This is a genomic window from Neorhizobium tunisiense, assembly GCF_039631515.1.
In the GTDB taxonomy this organism is placed as follows: Bacteria; Pseudomonadota; Alphaproteobacteria; order Rhizobiales; family Rhizobiaceae; genus Neorhizobium.
In genome coordinates, this window is sequence record NZ_JBDIUU010000005.1 from 24,612 (window position 1) to 42,707 (window position 18,096).

Sequence of the window (18,096 nt, forward strand, 5' to 3'; positions counted from 1 at the left end):
GGCGCCGTCAATGCAATAAGATGAGATGGTTTTGCCAGGCTGGCTGAGGTTCGGCGACTTCTGCCGAAATCCGGCTAGTTCCTGTCGTTGGCAACCGCGCCAGCCACCTGAGGTGTGTCGCGCATCAGCACTTCAACCTCGGTATTGCGGCCGGCTTTGACGGTGAACGAGCGCTGGTAGATCTTGGTCTTGTTGCGGGCGACGGCGAGATATTCGCCCTCCGACAGGACCATTGTCGAGAAAGCACTGACGCTTTCGTTGACGACGTCGCCGGCAGCCGTCAGCACCGACCAGGCCGTATCGGCAATCGCTTCGCCGCCCGCCTGTGAGACGAGCTTCAGGGTGATCTGGGCGGCGCGATGCTGCAGCACTGCCTGGGTGAGCTTGCCGGCCTCCACCTGGATATCGGCCCGCACCACCGCATTGACGTCGCCGTATTCGGAAACGACATGATAAGTGCCGGCATTCAGCCGCACGACCGTATTCGGCTTGACGTCCGACATCACCAGCGCCCGATCGCCGTTATCGCGCACTTCGGCCGAATAGACCGAAAAGCTCAGTTCCTTGGGCGGAATACGCTGGTCGGTACCGGCAACCGCATTCAGGACGAAACCGCCGGCATCGAGCACCAGCGTCTGTTTCGGCATGTTGCCGCTTTCGGGGACTTTGAGTTTCTTGGTGACGCCGGCACGGCCGAAGGCGCAATTGACGAAATAGTCGCCGGGGGGGAGCTGGAACGAGGCGGAACCGCCTTCGGAACTGGCCACCAGAGGCAATTTACCGTCTTCGCCAGCGATCGGGCTGAAGACGCGCCAGGTAAGGCCTTCCTGCATGGGCTGGCCGTCGGACGTCAGCTTGGCGTCGAACTGCACGTCCCTCGAGAGGGCGCCGGGCGGGCCACCTGGCAAAGCCGAGAAGGCGTTGAGCTTGGGCATCTTCGCCGTGCTGTCCAGCGCGCGAAAATTCTTGAAGGCGTCCTCCTGAGCGGATGCGCTGAAAGCTGAGCCGAGAGCCATCGCTCCGGCAAGGAACCAGCGTGCCGCAAGGGAAGTGCCTGCCATCTGTTGTACCGGTTGACTCTTGTTTTCCGAGACGTCACTTGAAGACCAATGACAAGGCAATTTCAAGACCTTCCCACTGCGCCAGCTCCAAATGAAAGCTTTGACCATGCAAAATGACGTTAAACTCATAGATTTCCTGCGCGACAGGCATTCCACGCCGGTCGCCCAGATGAAGGAGCCGGCCCCGTCGCAGGAAGAATTGGAGGCGGTTCTCACCTTCGCGACCCGCACCCCGGATCATGGAAAGCTCACACCCTGGCGCGTCATCGTCTATCGCGGCGACGTGTGCAGAACGCTCGGCGAACAGTTTCTGGCCCTGTCGCTCCAGAAGATGCCCGACATGGCCGAGGCCGCCAGGCAGGCGGAGCTGACGCGCTTCACCCGTGCGCCGCTGGTCGTCGCCGTCGTCAGCACCGCGGCACCGCATCCGAAAATCCCCGAATGGGAACAGGTGCTCTCGGCCGGCGCTGTCTGCTTCAACATGCTGATGGCCGCAAACGCGCATGGCTACGTCGCCAACTGGCGTACCGAGTGGGTCGCCTATGACGACGAGGCGCTGGCGCTCCTCGGCATCAGGCCGGGCGAAAAGGTCGCGGGGTTCATCCATATCGGTTCGAGCGATTTCCCGACGCCCGACCGGCCACGGCCGGAATTGTCGCAGATCGTCACCTACGCCGAATAGGATTTCGATGTTTTACACCACCGATACCAACCAGCATGGATTGAAGCACGATCCCTTCAAGGCGATCGTCGCGCCGCGCCCGATCGGCTGGATCGGCACGAAGGGCAGGGATGGATCGATGAACCTGTCGCCCTATTCCTTCTTCAACGCCATTTCCGACAACCCCAAACTGGTGATGTTCTCGTCCAGCGGCCGCAAGCACAGCTTGAAGAACGCCGAGGAAACCGGCGTCTTCACCGCAAGCCTCGCAAGCCGTCACCTGGCCGCGCAGATGAACGCCTCGTCGGAGGCGGTGCCCTACGGCGTCAGCGAGTTCGACGTGGCGGGGCTGACCGCCAAGATGGCGGAACTCATCGATGCGCCTTACGTCGCCGAGGCCTATACCGTGCTCGAATGCCGCGTCACGCAGGTGATCCAGCCGGTCGGATTGGACGGCAAGCCGGCGGAGGCCTACATGGTTTTCGGCCAGGTGGTTGGAATCCATATCAGCGAGGAGATCCTCCGCAACGGACGGATCGACATGGGGCTCGCACGGCCGATCGCCCGCATGGGCTATCGCGACTACTCCGACGGCGGGGCTGACGTGTTCGAAATGACCCGACCGGCGGGCGCCGATCCTAAAAGCTGAAAATCCGATTGATGATCGGAATTTGATCGGGACGGCGGCAGAGCTTGCCGGAGAAGCCGTTCGCTCTCGCTCTTTCGCAGTCAGACTGGAGGGGAGCCGCGTTCCCCTTGGGCGAGACGGCGTCGATGGCCGCTATACCGGCGGCGGCGGCGGCGAGCGCGATTGTCCCAGCCGCAAAACGCGCGGTATCGGAGGAGGGATCGTAGCCGCCTTCCCAGCCGAGGGCCGCCAGGCGATTGCTGCAGCGCTCGAAGCCGGAGGCGGCGAGGATGCCGGCCGCATCGGCAAGCGCGACGATCGCCGTCTTGCCCGGTGCCAGTCCTGCCCGGATTTCCGCCACGCGCGAAGCCATGTCCAGCCTCTGCACTTCACCCCCGCTGCGGGCGCCCGAGAGCACGACTGAGCTGGCGCCATATCGGATGGCCAGATCGACGGCGGTCTCCGTTCTTGCCGAAGAAAAAGCCGGCAGGAGGAACGCCAGGTCCCCGGCCGGCGCCAGGTCGGCCCATGCCCGGCAGAAATCCCCAACCCCGATCCACGACTCAGGGACGTCCGTCAGGTCGAGCACAGTCACATCCGCGCCCGCTGAATGGACCTTTGCGGCCTTCGCGGAGGGGGCGACGATAAACCAGGACCGTATTTTCAATGACTTCGCCATGGTTAAGGAACGTGGTGAACCAATCTTAAACTTTTTGGCACTAGCGTGACCTATCAAGCCAGCCAGATCCGAACTGGCATGTGTAGTCGAGGCCGAGTGTGATCGTACAGGCATTTCTTCGTTGGGCTGAAACAGCAAGAGCAGGCGAGAGGGCGAAGGCGGCCAATGCTCTCGGCCGGGCCTATCTCCGCTCGCCCATGGGTGGCGAGCAGCATCGGGCAGCGGCGCTTGCCATGACCTATCTCCTCGACGATCCCTCGCCGCAAGTGCGCCTGGCGCTCGCGGAGGCTCTGGCGGACTCTCCCAATGCACCGCGGGCCGTCATCGTGTGCCTAGCCGAAGACCAGCCGGAGATCGCCTGCACGGTCATCGCCTGTTCGCCGGTACTTACCGAAAACGATCTCGTCGATCTTGCCGGGCGCAGCGACAGCCTGACCCGAGGAATGATCGCCGCAAGGCCGAACCTTTCGCGCGGGGTTGCAGCCGCGATCGCCGAGATCGGCGACGAATGCGAAGTCACGATTCTTCTGGAAAACGGGACCGCCTCGATCACCCGGGTTTCGCTCAGGCGGATCGCCGAGCGGTTCGGGCATTGCTGCGAAATCCGCAACCTGCTGCTGGAGCGCGAAGTGCTGCCGGCGGATGCCCGCCACATGCTCGTCAACCACATTGCCGCAGCACTTGCCGGCTCCGGACTGGTGCGGACCAGCATGGCGCCGGCCCGGATCGAGCACATGACCCGCGAGGCAGGAGAGGCCGCAGCCGTCGCCATCGCAGGCGCCGTCCTGCAGGAGGAAATCCCCGGCCTGGTCGAACATTTGCGCACTGCCGGACGGCTGACGCCCGCCTTTCTCATCCATGCGCTCTGCAGCGGCAAGGTCGATTTTTTCGCAGGCGCGATGGTTTCGCTGTCCGGGCTCGACGACCGCCGCGTGCGGGCGATCCTTGCGACCGGCCGTATGCATGCGGTTCGCGCGCTCTTCGAAGCCTCGGGCCTCGGACGGGATATCGCTGCCGTCTTCGTCGAAGCGGTCTTCCTTTGGCGCAAGGCTGCGGCAAACGGCACGTTCGACAATATCGCCGGCCTACTGCTCGAAAAGTTCCAGCGGCCCGACATGCAGCTTTCGCCGGTCTCCGACCTCCTCGACATGATCGAGAAGCTGCATCGGCTGGAAGTCCGGCTCAGTGCGCGGTCCTACGCCAACGGAGTGTCGCTGGCGGCATAACGCCAGCTTAACGCTGGAATTTCTTGGCGACCCAGGAATAGCCGTTCTCGACCAGCCGCACCGGACTGGTCATCAGCGTCTTCACCCCTTCGGTGGTCGGAAGCACCGTCTTGACCCGCTGGATGGCCCGGCCCGCAAGCGTTTCCTTCTCCTGCTGCGTCACCGGTTCCTGAGCAAGCGTTGGTGCCGGCTGTACGGATGGTGCGGGCATTTCCGGTCGCGACTGCGGAACCGGTGCGTTGGCGATCTCGGCGGCTTCCGGTTTCTGGCAGACAGCGATGAGCATCGGATAGGGCTGGTTTGCATAACCGGACAGCTGCTGCTCAGACACCGAATTGCACATCTCGATGCTCGGCCAGCGGTTTTCAGCGGTGGCGATATAGTGGCAATCCGTTCCGGCGTCGTTGCAGCCGAGAATGGTCATGACAATCAGTGCGGAATTCATATCGTCCCCTCAAATGTGGCAACCGGTTTAGAGCGGGCAATCTTGGCCCGACCAAGGCAGCTTTTACTGCAACACTGCATCCGCTAAACATTGCCATCCGTCAGGAGCATTGGAGACCGAGATGACCGTAGTGATTGCGATCGAACCGCCGCGTCAGGCCGAAGTGATGAGGCTTCTCGAGCTCTCCGACGCTTATGCGGCTTCGCTCTATCCTGCTGAGAGCAACCATATGGTGGATGTCGCAACGCTCGAAAAGCCTGTCGTTTCCTTTTTCGTGGCACGCAGGGAAGGAACGGTTCTCGGCTGCGGCGCGCTGGTCGCGGCGGAAGACGGCACCGGCGAGATCAAGCGGATGTTCGTCGCCGAGGCGGCGCGCGGCCTGAAACTCGGCAAGCAGCTGATCGAGGCGATCCTGGAACGGGCCGGCGAACTCAGCCTTTCGGTTGTCCGGCTGGAGACAGGCATCCATCAACCGCAGGCGATCGGGCTTTATCGCGCCTATGGCTTTACGGAGATAGGGCCGTTCGCAGACTACAGGTCCGATCCGCTCAGCATCTTCATGGAGAAGAGACTTTCCTGACAATCGGAAGATCAGGCGGAAGGTCCGGCGCCTTGGAAATATCGGTGGACTCCGCCTCGGTCACATCGGCCATTTTCACTTCACGGATCCATTCGCGCCAGATCGACACCAGCAGCGCCATCAGCACCGGGCCGATGAACAGGCCGAGGAAGCCCATGGTGCTGACACCGCCGACGAGACCGAAGAATGTCGGCAGGAAGGGAAGCTTGATCGGGCCGCCGACCAGGCGCGGCCGCAGCGTCTTGTCGACGATGAAGAGTTCCACCGTGCCCCAGAGGAAAAGACCGCCGCCGGCGACGTAGGCACCGTTGGCGACCAGGTAAAACGAGATCAGTGAGAAGGACAGCGGCGCGCCACCAGGGATGAGTGCCATCAGGCCGGTCAATACGCCGAGGGTGACGGGCGAGGGGACGCCGGCGATCCAGTAGGCGATGCCGAGCACGATGCCTTCGCCGATCGCAATCAGCGTCTGGCCGGTCACGGTCGAACTGATCGTCCTCGGAACGACACGCGAGATGCGCTCCCAACGGGTCGGCAGGATGCGCTCGCCGAGAAGGTCGATCTGCTCGCTGAAGGAGCCGCCGTCGCGATAGACGAAGAACAGCGCGATCAGCATGAAGAGCAGCGTCAGCACGAGATGGAAGGCGCCGTCGCCTGCCGCCACGATGGCACGGTAGATATTGCCGATATTGGCGCCCGAGACGATCTGGATGAGTTCGCCGACCGCACCGGGCGAGCCGACATGCTGGACCCACTGGATGCCGAGCCATTCCCCGACCCAGGGAAGGCCGGTGATCCAGGCGGGAGGCGGCGCTCCGAAACGGTTCACTTCGGCCGCCCAGATGATCCACTGGCGCACTTCGCCGATCGTATAGGAGATGGCGATGCCGATCGGCACGATCAGGAAGGTCAGGATGAAGATGATGGCGAGCGAGGCGCCGATGGTGGTGTTGCCGCCGGTCCGGCGCAGCAGCTCGCGATAAAGCGGCCAGCTGGCAAAGCCGATCACCAGGGCGGCGAGAACCGGAACCAGGAATCCGTGGAAGAAATAGATGCCGGCAGCGGCGACGAGCACGAGAAGCCAGCGAGCAGCGGAGATCGGCGGGATGAGCGCGACCCTGCTCGGTGCGACTGGCCCGAGCCAGCGCGGCTCTTTCGGGCCTTTGCGATCGTTATTTCCGCTCACCGAATTTCCTTTTTTCGTTTTCACCATCATATGGCTTATGAGGTTCGCCGGTACAAGACTAATGCGTCATCCATTAAAAGGAAGCTTACTCCTTGCCCTAGACGGCAGATGCGATAGAAATATGAAATCACCTTCCGGCAGAGCCGGAAATACGATGCAAACCTTCTTGACGACGTTTTCCTAACCTTAAGGATGCCGAAGCGTCTGCTGTCCCCATTGTATTGGCCGGACTGTCTTCAGGGACTTGTAACATGCCTCACAGGGATGCGGTCGACCTTAGCAATTGCGACCGAGAGCCGATCCATATCCCCGGCAGCATTCAACCTCATGGATGCCTTATCGCCTGCGACGCCGCTGGCGCAGAGATCGTGCAACACTCCGCCAATGTGGCGGACATGCTTTCGATCACGGGAGACATCAACGGCCGGCGGCTGGAGGAGATCGTCGGCGGGGAGGCGGCCCACGCATTGCGCAATGCGCTCGCCACCTCCGACAACCCGGCGAGGCCGGCGCTTCGGCATGGCCTCAGGTTTGCATCGGGGGCAGCTTTCGACGTTTCGATCCATCGTTTCGAATCCAAGGTGATCCTGGAGTTCGAGCCGGCATCGACCGATTCCGACCAGCCGCTCGAAGTGGCGCGCATGCTGATCAGCCGCATCCGCAACGTCGCCAGCCTCGACCGGCTGATCGAAAGCTCGGCGCGGCTGATCTATGCCATGCTCGGCTACGATCGGGTGATGATCTATCGTTTCGAGGAGGACGGTGCCGGAAAAGTCGTCAGCGAATACAAGAGGCGCGACCTCGAAAGCTTCAAGGGCCAGTATTTTCCGGCGGGCGACATCCCGAAACAGGCCCGTGCGCTTTACGTCAAGAACACGGTGCGGGTGATTTCCGACGCCAGCAATCCGCGCATCCCGATCGTGCCGGAAACCGACGAGGCAGGCGAGGCGCTCGATCTGTCCTTCGCGCACCTGCGCAGCGTTTCGCCCGTCCATTGCGAATATCTGCGCAACATGGGCGTCGCCGCTTCGATGTCGATTTCGGTCGTGGTAGACGACGAGCTCTGGGGCCTGATCGCCTGCCACCACTATTCTCCGAAAGTGCTCTCGATGCCGCAGCGGGTGGCAGCGGAGACCTTTGGGGAGTTCTTCTCGCTGCATCTGAGCGCCTTGAAGCAACGGCAGCTCATGGAGACCGCGGGCCAGGCGCGACGGTCGCTCGACCGCTTCCTGCAGGCAGCCTCCCACCATCCGAACATTACCGGGCTGCTGTGCAATTCGCTTGGTGAATTCAGCCAGATGCTGGCCTGCGACGGCGTCGGTCTGCTGGTCGACGGCGCATGGACCGGAGAAGGGGCAGTGCCGCCGCAGAGCCTGATAGCAGAGCTCGCGGAATTGGTTGGCGGTGCCGCAGGCGGCAGGACCTGGTCCAGCTTCCAGCTTTCGGTGGATCTGCCGGGGCTGCCCATTTCTCCGGACACGATCTGTGGCGTGCTGGCTATCCCGCTCTCGCAGCGACCGCGCGACTACCTGTTCTTCTTCCGCCGGGAGATGGTGCAGACGCTCGACTGGGCGGGCAATCCTGAAAAAACTTACGAGACGGGGCCGCTCGGAGACCGGCTGACGCCCCGCAAGAGTTTCGCCGTCTGGAAGGAGATGGTGCATCGGCAGGCCCCGCCCTGGACCGATGGCGACCGCGAGATCGCCGACGCCATCCGTGCCGTGCTTGTCGAGGTGGTCCTCCATCACAACGAGCTGCTGGCTGACGAACGCGGCAAGGCGGACGTGCGCCAGCGGATGCTGAACGAGGAACTCAACCACCGGGTCAAGAACATCCTTGCGGTGATCAAGGCGCTGATCGGGCATTCAGTTGATACCGACGTCAGCCTCAAGGACTATATCGGCTCGCTCAAGGGACGCATCCAGGCGCTTGCCTTTGCTCATGACCAGGTCGTGCGCGGTGGCGACGGCGGCGTGCTGTCCGATCTTCTGGAAGCGGAGCTGAAGCCCTATAGGGAGGGAACGCGCAGCGTCACACTCAAGGGGCCGCGCATCTGGCTCGACAGCCGCGCCTTTTCTGTGATGGCGCTGGTATTGCACGAGATGTCGACCAATGCGGCAAAATACGGTTCGCTCTCCGTCAACGGCGGACGGCTGGACGTCGAGTGGCGACGGCTTGCCAACAACGATTGCGAACTCGTCTGGACCGAAAATGGCGGGCCACCGGTAATCTTCCCGTCACGAGCCGGTTTCGGCAGCGTCCTGATCACCCGCAGCGTGCCTTATGAGCTGGAGGGCGAGGCGAAGATCGAGTATCCGCCCGAAGGGGTGACGGCGCGCTTCCTGGTGCCGTCGAAACACATCCACGGCGATGACGAGTTGGCGGAAGCCGAAGTCGAGGAGCGCAGCAGCGCCGCTGGCCAGGACAAAGCCACGCCGCGGCTTCAGGACCTCGAATTTCTGCTGGTGGAGGACCAGATGCTGATTGCCGCGGACGTGGAAGCGATGCTTGCCGAGCATGGCATCGACAAGGTGACGACGACGCCCTCGGTTGCCGACGCTTTCCGCAAGCTCAAGGAACTCACGTTCGATGTCGCGATCCTCGACGTCAATCTCGGCTCCGGCACATCGCTGCCGATCGCCGAGGAACTGATCCGCCGGGGCATTCCCTTCATTTTCGCGACCGGCTACAGCGACAAGTCGATCATCCCGGCAAGTTTTTCGGCGCCTGTCGTACTCAAGCCGTATGAGGCGGCGGCATTGATCGGCGCCGTTGCCAAAGTGCTCGGCGAACGGAGCTGATTTTCATGGCCACGGCGGAATTCCTGATGGCCTTCGGACGCCTGCTCATCGGGGGCATTTTCGTGGTGGCCGGCGTCCGGCATTTATTCATCCTCCCCGCGGTGACCGCGCCGATGGCGGCGCGCGGGATACCGCGTCCAAGAGACGTTCTGATCGCCGGCAGCATCTTTGAGGCGCTTGCCGGCCTGATGCTGATCCTCGGCTTTTATGTCAGCTGGGCCGCCCTCTGGCTTGCCGTTTTCACGCTGGCCGCCTCGTGGATCATGCTCGATTTCTGGAACAAGAACGGCTTTGCCCGGGACGGCGCGATCAATGGCTGGATCGCCAATATCGGCGTGGTAGGCGGCCTGCTGATCGTGGCCGCCCAAGATTTTTGAAAATATGAGCCTCTGAGAATATCCGAGCCGGAAATCCGGCTCAGATATCGAGGTTTTCGGCAAACGCCGCGCGTTCCTGGATGAAGCGGAAGCGGGCATCCGCCTTGGTGCCCATCAGGTTGTCGACGGCCTCGCGGGTACCTTCGAAATCCACGTCGTCGATCGAAACGCGCAGCAGCGTGCGATGGGCGGGATCCATCGTGGTTTCCTTCAGCTGTGCCGCCATCATTTCCCCAAGGCCTTTAAAGCGGCCGATCTCGACCTTCTTGCCCTTGAACACCGTTTCCATCAGCTCCGCCCGGTGGGCGTCGTCGCGGGCGTACATTGTCTTGCCGCCCTGGCGCAGCACGTAGAGCGGCGGCACCGCCAGGTAGAGATGGTTGCCGCGGATGAGTTCCGGCATCTCCTGATAGAAGAAGGTGATCAGCAGCGAGGCGATATGGGCGCCGTCGACGTCCGCATCGGTCATGATGATGATGCGCTCGTAGCGCAGATCTTCCTCGCGGTATTTGGTGCGCGTGCCGCAACCGAGCGCCTGGATGAGATCGGCGATCTGCTGGTTGGCGGACAGCTTTTCACGGCTGGCGCTGCCGACGTTGAGGATTTTTCCACGCAAGGGCAGGATGGCCTGGTTGGCGCGGTTGCGGCCCTGCTTGGCGGAGCCACCTGCCGAGTCCCCTTCGACGATGAAGAGTTCGGCACCCTCGGCGGTGTTCTGCGAGCAGTCGGCGAGCTTGCCGGGCAGGCGAAGCTTGCGCACCGCCGTCTTGCGATTGACTTCCTTTTCCTTGCGGCGTCGCAGGCGCTCTTCGGCGCGTTCGATCACCCATTCGAGGAGCTTTGCGGCTTCGGCCGGATTGCCGGCGAGATAGTGGTCGAACGGATCGCGCAGGATGTTCTCGACGATGCGCTGGGCTTCGACGGTCGCCAGCTTGTCCTTGGTCTGGCCGACGAATTCCGGCTCGCGGATAAAGACCGAGAGCATGCCGACCGCCGAGATCATCACGTCATCGGTGGTGATTTCCTTCGCGCGCTTGTTCTGGGTCAGGTCCGCATAGTTCTTGAGGCCCTTGGTGAGCGCGATGCGCAGACCCGCCTCATGCGTGCCGCCTTCGGGCGTCGGGATGGTGTTGCAATAGGAATGCAGTTCCGGATCGCCACCATACCAGGTGATCGCCCATTCCATGGCGCCGTGGCCGCCGGTCTTTTCGGTGCGGCCGGCGAAGATTTCGCGGGTAACCGTGAAATCCTTGCCGAGTGTCGCGGAAAGATAATCCTTCAGGCCACCGGGGAAGTGGAAGACCGCCTTTTCCGGGATGTCGCCGCCGGCGGGAACCATGCCCGGATCGCAGCTCCAGCGGATTTCAACACCGCCGAACAGATAGGCCTTGGAGCGCGCCATGCGGAAGATGCGGCCGGCATCGAATTTCGCGTGGTCGCCGAAAATCTGCGGGTCGGGATGGAAGCGCACCCTGGTGCCGCGGCGGTTGTGGACGTCGCCGAGTTCTTCCAGGCCACCCTGCGGCACGCCGCGCGAAAAGCGCTGGCGGTAGAGTTTGCGATTGCGGGCGACTTCGACTTCGAGAAGATCGGACAGCGCGTTGACGACGGAAACGCCGACGCCGTGCAGACCACCGGATGTCTCATAGGCCTTGCCGTCGAACTTACCGCCCGCATGCAGCTTGGTCATGATGACTTCGAGCGTCGACTTGCCCGGAACCTGGGGGTGATTCTCGACCGGGATGCCGCGGCCGTTGTCGGTAACCGTCAGGAAACCCTCGGCATCGAGATGCACGTCGATGAAGTCTGCATGGCCGGCAACCGCCTCGTCCATCGAATTGTCGATGACTTCGGCGAAGAGGTGGTGCATCGCCTTCTCGTCGGTGCCGCCGATATACATGCCGGGACGCATGCGCACCGGTTCCAAGCCCTCGAGCACGCGGATCGAGGAGGCGCCGTAGTCGTCGCCGGACAGGGTCGTCGGCGCCGGGCGCGGCGTCGAGGGCTCTGCCTTGAGGGCGGGCGCGGGTTCGACGGCGACCGCCTTGGCTGTCACCGGCAGATCGGCAAAAAGGTCGTTATTGTCATCCATTGGCTGCGTCGGTACTACCTGTCGGGGTGCGGAAGAGGAAGCCATACCCATCTCGTGCTGTTTCGAATCACTCGCGATTCTGCCAGAAACCCGGCTTTTTCGCGATGCCGCATGGAAACGGTCGTTTTTCACCAATGCTGCGCCGATCGGGCCATGGCAAGCTTGCGAGGCTGAGGGAACCTGATGAAACCAAGCATGTCCACAGTTCATTTCGTTCTCGGCACGGTTCTTGCTGTCCTGGCAGCGCTTGCGCCAGCTTCGGCGCAAGCGCAGGAAGGGCCGATAAAACCCTTCAAGGACGAACTTTTTTCCCGGATGACGGTGCTGCAATCCTCGGATGGCGGCGCCAATGAGGTAATTGACTACCAGGAAATGCGCGATATCAACGGCCGCGACCGCGAGCCGGAACGACGCGTCAAGGACGAGTATGTTTCCCTGGGCGTCAGGCGCGACCAGCAGAACGAGACGCTGAACCTTGCCGGGCGCCAGCTCGATGTCACCAGGGTGGGACAGGCGCAGGGTGCCGCCTTTACGGTGATCTTCATTCACGGTCGTGGCGGCGACCGCCGGCTCGGCGTTAACGACTATACGTTCGGCGGCAATTTCAACCGGCTGAAGAACCTGGCCGCCGGCAATGGCGGCATCTATTATTCGCCGAGCGTCACTTCATTTGACGACAAGGGGGTCGCCGATATCGCGGCGCTGATCCGCTACGCCTCCGACCAGTCGTCCGGGCGGCCAGTGATCCTCGCCTGCGCGTCGATGGGCGGGTTCATCTGCCAGGGCATCAGCCGCGACAAACAGGCGGTGGGGTATCTCAAGGGCATGGCGCTGCTCGGCGGCCCGCCGGACCCGGAACTGCCGAAATCGGCCCTGGCAAAGCGCAGGTTGCCCATCTATTTCGCGCATGGCGGCAGCGACAGCGTCTACAGGTCCGAGGATCAGGAAGCGATCTATCGCAAGCTGAAGGCCACACGCTATCCGACCCGGTTCACGCTGTTCGCGACCGGCAGCCACGGCACGCCGATCCGGATGGTCGATTGGAGGAAGGTCCTGAATTTTCTGCTGACCAGCCCCTGAAAGGCCGGTCATTAACCAAGGTCCTGAACCAAAACCTGTCTTTTGCATACCAATTCACGCAGGATATGTCTAAAAACAGTTTCCCGAATAGACGGAGGCCTCGGTTTTGCTGGTCGGAACCGAACGGAGAGGAAATATTTGCCGATGACGCCTGATGTGCGCCCGCTCGTTGCCGGAAACTGGAAGATGAACGGCACCCGCGAGTTCCTGACCGAAATCAAGACGATTGCCGACGGCGTGGTGGGACCGTTGTCGGAAAAGGTCGATACGCTGATCTGCCCGCCGGCAACGCTGCTCTATGTCGCAACCGCCCTGGCGACCGACAGCCCGCTGGAGATCGGCGGCCAGGATTGCCACCAGAACCTCAGCGGCGCCCATACGGGCGATATTTCCGCGGAGATGATCGCCGACTGTTTCGGCACCTATGTGATCGTCGGACATTCAGAGCGCCGGTCCGACCACGCGGAGACCGATCATCTGGTCCGCGCAAAAGCGGAAGCTGCCTATGCGGCCGGCCTGACCGCGATCGTCTGCATCGGCGAAACCGGGGACGAACGCGACGCCTACCAGACCCTCGATATCCTGAAGCGCCAGATTTTCGGCTCGCTGCCCCTGTCGGCAAACGCTGACAACACCGTCGTCGCCTATGAACCGATCTGGGCGATCGGTACCGGACTGACGCCGACCGCCAAGGATATCGAGATCGCCCATGCCTTCATGCGGGCAGAACTCATCCAGCGGTTCGGCGACGAAGGCAGGCAGATGCGCATTCTCTATGGCGGTTCGGTCAAGCCGGGCAATGCCCGGGAGCTGATGGCTGTCGAAAATGTCGACGGCGCACTGATCGGCGGCGCGAGCTTGAAAGCCGCGGACTTTCTCGCCATCTATCGGGTCTATGAGGAACTGACGGCCTAAAGCTCTTGATAAGGGCTTGGAATGCGCGCGAGCCTCATGTAAAGAGCCGCCAATCTTCTTCTATTGCCTCGTCGAGGGGCAGGGATCTTTAATTCATGCAGACCGTTCTGATCGTCATTCATCTCATGATCGTGCTGGCGCTCGTCGGCGTCGTGCTGATCCAGCGCTCCGAAGGCGGCGGGCTCGGCATCGGCGGCGGCTCCGGCTTCATGTCGGCACGCGGCACCGCCAACGCGCTGACCCGCACGACCGCCATTCTGGCAACGCTGTTCTTCATCACTTCGCTGGCACTTGGCATCCTCGCCCGGTACGAATCTCGTCCGAGCGACATCCTGAACCGCATCCCACAGAGCCAGCAGGGCACGGGCGGCGGCATTCTCGATCAGCTAGGCCCGGCAACTGCGCCCGCTCCGGCAGGCAACGGCGTTCCATCCGGCTCCGGCTCATCCGCGCCTGCGGCCCCGGCAACGGGCGCTGCGCCTGCACCTGCAGCCCCCGCGACCGGTTCGGCGCCTGCCGCTCCGGCTGCACCGACGGGTGTTCCGACCGGTCAATAAGGCGCGGTCGACGTTTCAAGCTCCGGCAGGCCAAAAGCCTGCCGGTTTTATTTTGTGAAGATTCCACAGCCGTTTTTATAAAGCAGACGATTTGGGCTGGCGGAATCACCAATGAAAAGGTATCCGGTGAATCCCATGGCGCGATATGTATTCATAACTGGCGGCGTGGTTTCTTCCCTCGGAAAAGGAATTGCGGCCGCGGCACTCGGAGCTTTGTTACAAGCACGAGGTTACCGGGTTCGGCTGAGGAAGCTCGATCCTTATCTCAACGTCGACCCGGGCACGATGAGCCCGACGCAGCACGGCGAGGTTTTTGTCACCGATGACGGGGCGGAAACCGACCTCGATCTCGGTCACTACGAGCGCTTCACGGGGCGTTCGGCGACCAAGACCGACAACATCACCACGGGTCGCATCTACAAGAATATCATCGACAAGGAACGCCGCGGCGACTATCTCGGCGCGACCGTCCAGGTGATCCCGCACGTCACCAACGAGATCAAGGATTTCGTCACCGAGGGCAATGACGACTACGATTTCGTCATCTGCGAGATCGGCGGTACTGTCGGCGACATCGAGGCGATGCCGTTCATGGAAGCGATCCGCCAGCTCGGCAACGACCTGCCGCGCGGCACCGCGATTTATGTCCACCTGACGCTGATGCCGTTCATTCCGGCGGCCGGCGAACTCAAGACCAAGCCGACCCAGCATTCCGTCAAGGAATTGCAGGCGATGGGGATCGCACCGGATATCCTGCTGGTGCGCGCCGACCGCGAAATTCCCGAGGCCGAACGCCGCAAGCTTTCGTTGTTCTGCAACGTGCGGGCCTCCGCCGTGATCCAGGCGCTTGACGTCGCCAATATCTACGACGTGCCGATGGCCTATCACAAGGAAGGCCTCGACAACGAGGTGCTCGCCGCCTTCGGCATCGAGCCGGCTCCGAAGCCCCGTCTGGAAGCCTGGGAAGAGGTCTGCAACCGTATCCGCACACCGGAAGGCGAAGTGACGATCGCGATCGTCGGCAAATATACGGGCCTCAAGGACGCCTACAAGTCGCTGATCGAGGCGCTGCACCACGGCGGGATCGCCAACCACGTCAAGGTCAACCTCGAGTGGATCGAATCGGAGATCTTCGAGAAGGAGGATCCGGCGCCGTGGCTCGAGAAGGTTCACGGTATCCTGGTACCTGGTGGCTTCGGCGAGCGCGGTTCGCAGGGCAAGATCAATGCGGCCCGTTTCGCGCGCGAACGCAAGGTGCCGTATTTCGGCATCTGCTTCGGCATGCAGATGGCGGTCATCGAGGCTGCCCGTAACCTGGCCGGCATCGAGAAGGCGTCGTCGACGGAGTTCGGCCCCGCCAAGGAGCCGGTTGTCGGCCTGATGACCGAATGGGTGAAGGGCAACGAGCTTGAAATTCGCTCGGCGGCCGGCGACCTCGGCGGCACGATGCGGCTAGGCGCCTACAAGGCGGCGCTCAAGAAGGACACCAAGATCGCCGAGATCTACGGCTCGACCGATATTTCCGAACGGCATCGTCACCGTTACGAGGTGAATATCGACTACAAGGACCGGCTGGAAAATTGCGGCCTGGTGTTCTCCGGCATGTCGCCGGACGGCGTCCTGCCGGAAACGATCGAATACCCGGACCATCCGTGGTTCATCGGCGTACAGTACCATCCGGAGCTGAAAAGCCGACCGCTCGATCCGCATCCGCTGTTTGCGAGCTTCGTCGAAGCGGCGCTGGAACAAAGCCGCCTCGTTTGAGGAAATCCGAAAAGGCAGGATCCCGCATCCTGCCTTTTTGCTATCAGGCGCAGACATCCTCTTTTTCGCTCTGGCGGCAGTGCTGCGACATCCCCTATGCTCACCGGAATTGCTCTTTTTATTTCAGCGGTGCGGTATGGCCATTTTCGACAGATTTTCTCTCAATGGACGCGTAGCGCTCGTCACGGGCAGCGGCCGCGGGCTTGGCCTGCAGATGGCAAAGGCTTTGGCAGAGGCCGGCGCGCATGTCGTGCTCAGCGGCCGCTCCGGCGACATGCTGGAACAGGCCGTGGCTTCCATCGCGGGCGGCAAGGCGAGCGCGGCCGCCTTCGACGTCGCGGATCTTGATGCCGGGCGCGAGGCGATCGCGAAACTCCACGCAGACCATGGCCGGCTGGATATCCTGATCAACAATGTCGGTGCCCGCGACCGGCGTCCGTTTGCCGCGTTCAGCGATGCCGAAATCCTGAACCTGATCCAGACCGACCTGCTCTCGGCAATTGCGCTAGCCCGCAATGCAGCTGAGATCATGAAGGCTCAGGGCCATGGCCGTCTCATCTCGGTCACGTCGATCATCGGCAACATGGCCCGTTCGGGCGATGCCATCTATCCCGTCGCCAAACAGGGACTGACGGGCCTGGTGCGAAGCCTTGCGGCCGAATACGGCCCGTTCGGCGTCACCAGCAATGCGATTGCGCCTGGCATGTTCGCCACCGAGACCAATGCGGGGATTTCCGCGGACCCCGACATGATCGCATTCATGCGCCAGCGCGTGCCGCTGCAGCGGTGGGGCCGGCCCGAGGAGATCGCCGGTGCCGCGCTGTTCCTGGCAAGCGACGCCGGCTCTTTCGTCAACGGCCATGTGCTGACCGTCGACGGCGGCATGTCCATCCAGATGTGATCGCCGGTTACGCCGCCTGGGGCAGGGGGCCGACATAGACCGAGCGGGGCCGGATCAGCCGGCCTTCCAGGGCCTGTTCGCGGGCATGGGCGATCCAGCCGACCGTGCGGCCGATCGCAAAGACGCCGGTGAAGGCAGCCCGCGGAAATTTCAGCGCATCGAGCAGCAGGGCCGTGTAGAATTCGACGTTGACGTCCAGCGGCCGGTCCGGCTTGCGCTCCTTGAGAATGACGAGCGCCGCCTGCTCGACGGCTTCGGCGAGCCGGATGCGGTCGCGGTCCACCTGTCCGGTCACGACCAAGGGCCGCAATGCACCTTTCAGCGCATCGGCGCGGGGGTCGCGGACGCGGTATATGCGGTGGCCGAAGCCCATCAGCCGTTCGCGGCGATCGAGCGCCTGGCCGAGCCAGGTCTTGGCGTTGTCCTCGCTGCCGATCGCATCCAGCATGTCGAGTACCGGTCCCGGCGCCCCGCCATGCAACGGTCCCTTGAGTGCGCTGATGGCAGCCAGCACCGATGAGGTGAGGCCGGCGCCGGTCGAGGAGACGACGCGCGAGGCGAAGGTCGAGGCGTTGAGACCGTGATCCGAGATCGTCACCAGATAGGCGTCGAGCGCTGCGACCTGTTCGCGCGTCGGCAGGCTGGCATTCAGCATGGCGAGGATATCGGCGGACTGGCAGAGCGACTGGCTGGGCGCAACCGGTATCTCTCCCTTCTGGAGCCGCAGCACGGCCGGCAGGAAGACGGCGGGCGCGGCGAGCAGACGAAGGGCAGTTGCGAAATCCTCGCCGTCGGGCAGCCGCGCGATCAGGGCGCGCATGGCATCGACGGGCGGCAGGCTCAGCAGCGCGGCATCGGCGGCGCGCATATGGGTAAAAACCTCGGCGCGGGCTTGGCCGAGGCGAGCCTTGAGATCAGCCGCGGTGACGGGAGTTTCCAGAAAGCCATTCAGCAGCAATGCAGCAGCGTCTTCATAGGTGGCGCGCTCGACGAGCAGGTCGAGCGATACGCCGCGAATGACGAGGCGACCCGCATCTCCGTCCACGTCCGAAAGCCGGGTCTCGGCGGCGATGACATCTTCAAGTCCGTTGTTTTTCATGGGTGTTTCTCCTTTACGAACCTGATGATCCGGCCTAGTCTTGT

Annotated in this window: 17 protein-coding genes; 11 read left to right on the forward strand and 6 right to left on the reverse strand. The window is 62.6% G+C overall.

Translation table 11 applies throughout. The features are described 5' to 3' along the window. Window positions 1–74: 74 nt before the first annotated feature. Window positions 75–1,061, reverse strand: coding sequence for an RgsD C-terminal domain-containing protein (locus tag ABCW43_RS18300; protein ID WP_345927017.1), 987 nt, complete (start codon window positions 1,059–1,061; stop codon window positions 75–77). Window positions 1,062–1,167: 106 nt separating this feature from the next. On the opposite strand from ABCW43_RS18300, the gene ABCW43_RS18305 reads away from it, so the two are divergent. Both ABCW43_RS18305 and ABCW43_RS18310 read left to right on the forward strand, forming a co-directional pair. Next, entirely contained in the window at window positions 1,168–1,743 is a 576-nt protein-coding gene (locus ABCW43_RS18305; protein ID WP_345927019.1) for a nitroreductase family protein, read from the forward strand. 7 nt (window positions 1,744–1,750) lie between these two features. Further along, window positions 1,751–2,371 carry a flavin reductase family protein gene (locus tag ABCW43_RS18310; RefSeq protein ID WP_345927021.1) on the forward strand — a complete coding sequence of 207 codons (621 nt, stop codon included), beginning with the start codon at window positions 1,751–1,753 and terminating at the stop codon, window positions 2,369–2,371. Here the strand turns inward: ABCW43_RS18310 and ABCW43_RS18315 are convergent. After that, complete coding sequence (locus ABCW43_RS18315) at window positions 2,361–2,939, reverse strand: aldolase/citrate lyase/malate synthase family protein (RefSeq protein ID WP_345927023.1); 579 nt, start codon at window positions 2,937–2,939, stop codon at window positions 2,361–2,363. The two genes, ABCW43_RS18310 and ABCW43_RS18315, sit on opposite strands and share 11 nt — an antisense overlap. A gap of 188 nt (window positions 2,940–3,127) precedes the next feature. Between ABCW43_RS18315 and ABCW43_RS18320 the strand changes: the two genes are divergently transcribed. Continuing rightward, window positions 3,128–4,255: a DUF2336 domain-containing protein gene (locus tag ABCW43_RS18320; RefSeq protein ID WP_345927025.1), complete on the forward strand. Its 1,128-nt coding sequence runs from the start codon at window positions 3,128–3,130 to the stop codon at window positions 4,253–4,255. Between the two features lie 7 nt (window positions 4,256–4,262). Here ABCW43_RS18320 and ABCW43_RS18325 read toward each other — a convergent pair whose 3' ends face one another. Beyond that, window positions 4,263–4,700, reverse strand: coding sequence for a hypothetical protein (locus tag ABCW43_RS18325; RefSeq protein WP_345927027.1), 438 nt, complete (start codon window positions 4,698–4,700; stop codon window positions 4,263–4,265). Between the two features lie 121 nt (window positions 4,701–4,821). Here ABCW43_RS18325 and ABCW43_RS18330 point away from each other — a divergent pair, with 121 nt between their 5' ends. Continuing rightward, window positions 4,822–5,280, forward strand: coding sequence for a GNAT family N-acetyltransferase (locus tag ABCW43_RS18330; RefSeq protein WP_345927029.1), 459 nt, complete (start codon window positions 4,822–4,824; stop codon window positions 5,278–5,280). On the opposite strand, the gene ABCW43_RS18335 is transcribed toward ABCW43_RS18330, so the two are convergent. After that, complete coding sequence (locus ABCW43_RS18335; RefSeq protein ID WP_345927031.1) at window positions 5,258–6,466, reverse strand: AI-2E family transporter; 1,209 nt, start codon at window positions 6,464–6,466, stop codon at window positions 5,258–5,260. The genes ABCW43_RS18330 and ABCW43_RS18335 overlap by 23 nt on opposite strands. Window positions 6,467–6,717: 251 nt before the next feature. Here ABCW43_RS18335 and ABCW43_RS18340 point away from each other — a divergent pair, with 251 nt between their 5' ends. Both ABCW43_RS18340 and ABCW43_RS18345 read left to right on the forward strand, forming a co-directional pair. Then, window positions 6,718–9,267: an HWE histidine kinase domain-containing protein gene (locus ABCW43_RS18340; protein ID WP_345927033.1), complete on the forward strand. Its 2,550-nt coding sequence runs from the start codon at window positions 6,718–6,720 to the stop codon at window positions 9,265–9,267. Window positions 9,268–9,272: 5 nt separating this feature from the next. Further along, window positions 9,273–9,644, forward strand: a complete 372-nt coding sequence (locus ABCW43_RS18345) for a DoxX family protein (RefSeq protein ID WP_345927035.1) — start codon at window positions 9,273–9,275, stop codon at window positions 9,642–9,644. A 40-nt stretch (window positions 9,645–9,684) separates the two neighbouring features. On the opposite strand, the gene parE is transcribed toward ABCW43_RS18345, so the two are convergent. Next, window positions 9,685–11,736 carry a DNA topoisomerase IV subunit B gene (parE, locus tag ABCW43_RS18350; RefSeq protein ID WP_345927037.1) on the reverse strand — a complete coding sequence of 684 codons (2,052 nt, stop codon included), beginning with the start codon at window positions 11,734–11,736 and terminating at the stop codon, window positions 9,685–9,687. Window positions 11,737–11,931: 195 nt separating this feature from the next. Between parE and ABCW43_RS18355 the strand changes: the two genes are divergently transcribed. From ABCW43_RS18355 to ABCW43_RS18375, 5 genes are all read left to right on the forward strand, one after another. After that, a complete protein-coding gene (locus ABCW43_RS18355) occupies window positions 11,932–12,816 on the forward strand; it encodes an alpha/beta hydrolase (RefSeq protein ID WP_345927039.1) in 885 nt (294 codons plus the stop codon). Window positions 12,817–12,960: 144 nt separating this feature from the next. Further along, window positions 12,961–13,731 carry a triose-phosphate isomerase gene (gene tpiA, locus ABCW43_RS18360; protein ID WP_345927040.1) on the forward strand — a complete coding sequence of 257 codons (771 nt, stop codon included), beginning with the start codon at window positions 12,961–12,963 and terminating at the stop codon, window positions 13,729–13,731. A 95-nt stretch (window positions 13,732–13,826) separates the two neighbouring features. Next, entirely contained in the window at window positions 13,827–14,288 is a 462-nt protein-coding gene (gene secG / locus ABCW43_RS18365; protein WP_345927042.1) for a preprotein translocase subunit SecG, read from the forward strand. A gap of 135 nt (window positions 14,289–14,423) precedes the next feature. Then, window positions 14,424–16,052 (forward strand): CTP synthase, encoded by a 1,629-nt coding sequence (gene pyrG, locus ABCW43_RS18370; RefSeq protein ID WP_345927043.1) that lies wholly within the window; start codon window positions 14,424–14,426, stop codon window positions 16,050–16,052. Window positions 16,053–16,188: 136 nt separating this feature from the next. After that, window positions 16,189–16,953, forward strand: coding sequence for an SDR family oxidoreductase (locus tag ABCW43_RS18375; RefSeq protein ID WP_345927045.1), 765 nt, complete (start codon window positions 16,189–16,191; stop codon window positions 16,951–16,953). Window positions 16,954–16,960: 7 nt separating this feature from the next. Here the strand turns inward: ABCW43_RS18375 and ABCW43_RS18380 are convergent, their stop codons facing one another. After that, window positions 16,961–18,052: a citrate synthase/methylcitrate synthase gene (locus tag ABCW43_RS18380; RefSeq protein ID WP_345927047.1), complete on the reverse strand. Its 1,092-nt coding sequence runs from the start codon at window positions 18,050–18,052 to the stop codon at window positions 16,961–16,963. Window positions 18,053–18,096: the final 44 nt, after the last annotated feature.

Excerpts from the sequence above, each read along its gene's own strand:
- tpiA (WP_345927040.1), top strand. The coding sequence starts at position 12,961 with ATGACGCCTGATGTGCGCCCGCTCGTTGCCGGAAACTGGAAGATGAAC.
- ABCW43_RS18375 (WP_345927045.1), top strand. The coding sequence starts at position 16,189 with ATGGCCATTTTCGACAGATTTTCTCTCAATGGACGCGTAGCGCTCGTC.
- ABCW43_RS18310 (WP_345927021.1), top strand. The coding sequence starts at position 1,751 with ATGTTTTACACCACCGATACCAACCAGCATGGATTGAAGCACGATCCC.
- ABCW43_RS18325 (WP_345927027.1), bottom strand. The coding sequence starts at position 4,700 with ATGAATTCCGCACTGATTGTCATGACCATTCTCGGCTGCAACGACGCC.
- ABCW43_RS18380 (WP_345927047.1), bottom strand. The coding sequence starts at position 18,052 with ATGAAAAACAACGGACTTGAAGATGTCATCGCCGCCGAGACCCGGCTT.
- secG (WP_345927042.1), top strand. The coding sequence starts at position 13,827 with ATGCAGACCGTTCTGATCGTCATTCATCTCATGATCGTGCTGGCGCTC.
- pyrG (WP_345927043.1), top strand. The coding sequence starts at position 14,424 with ATGGCGCGATATGTATTCATAACTGGCGGCGTGGTTTCTTCCCTCGGA.
- ABCW43_RS18330 (WP_345927029.1), top strand. The coding sequence starts at position 4,822 with ATGACCGTAGTGATTGCGATCGAACCGCCGCGTCAGGCCGAAGTGATG.
- ABCW43_RS18340 (WP_345927033.1), top strand. The coding sequence starts at position 6,718 with ATGCCTCACAGGGATGCGGTCGACCTTAGCAATTGCGACCGAGAGCCG.
- parE (WP_345927037.1), bottom strand. The coding sequence starts at position 11,736 with ATGGATGACAATAACGACCTTTTTGCCGATCTGCCGGTGACAGCCAAG.
- ABCW43_RS18345 (WP_345927035.1), top strand. The coding sequence starts at position 9,273 with ATGGCCACGGCGGAATTCCTGATGGCCTTCGGACGCCTGCTCATCGGG.
- ABCW43_RS18300 (WP_345927017.1), bottom strand. The coding sequence starts at position 1,061 with ATGGCAGGCACTTCCCTTGCGGCACGCTGGTTCCTTGCCGGAGCGATG.
- ABCW43_RS18305 (WP_345927019.1), top strand. The coding sequence starts at position 1,168 with ATGCAAAATGACGTTAAACTCATAGATTTCCTGCGCGACAGGCATTCC.
- ABCW43_RS18355 (WP_345927039.1), top strand. The coding sequence starts at position 11,932 with ATGTCCACAGTTCATTTCGTTCTCGGCACGGTTCTTGCTGTCCTGGCA.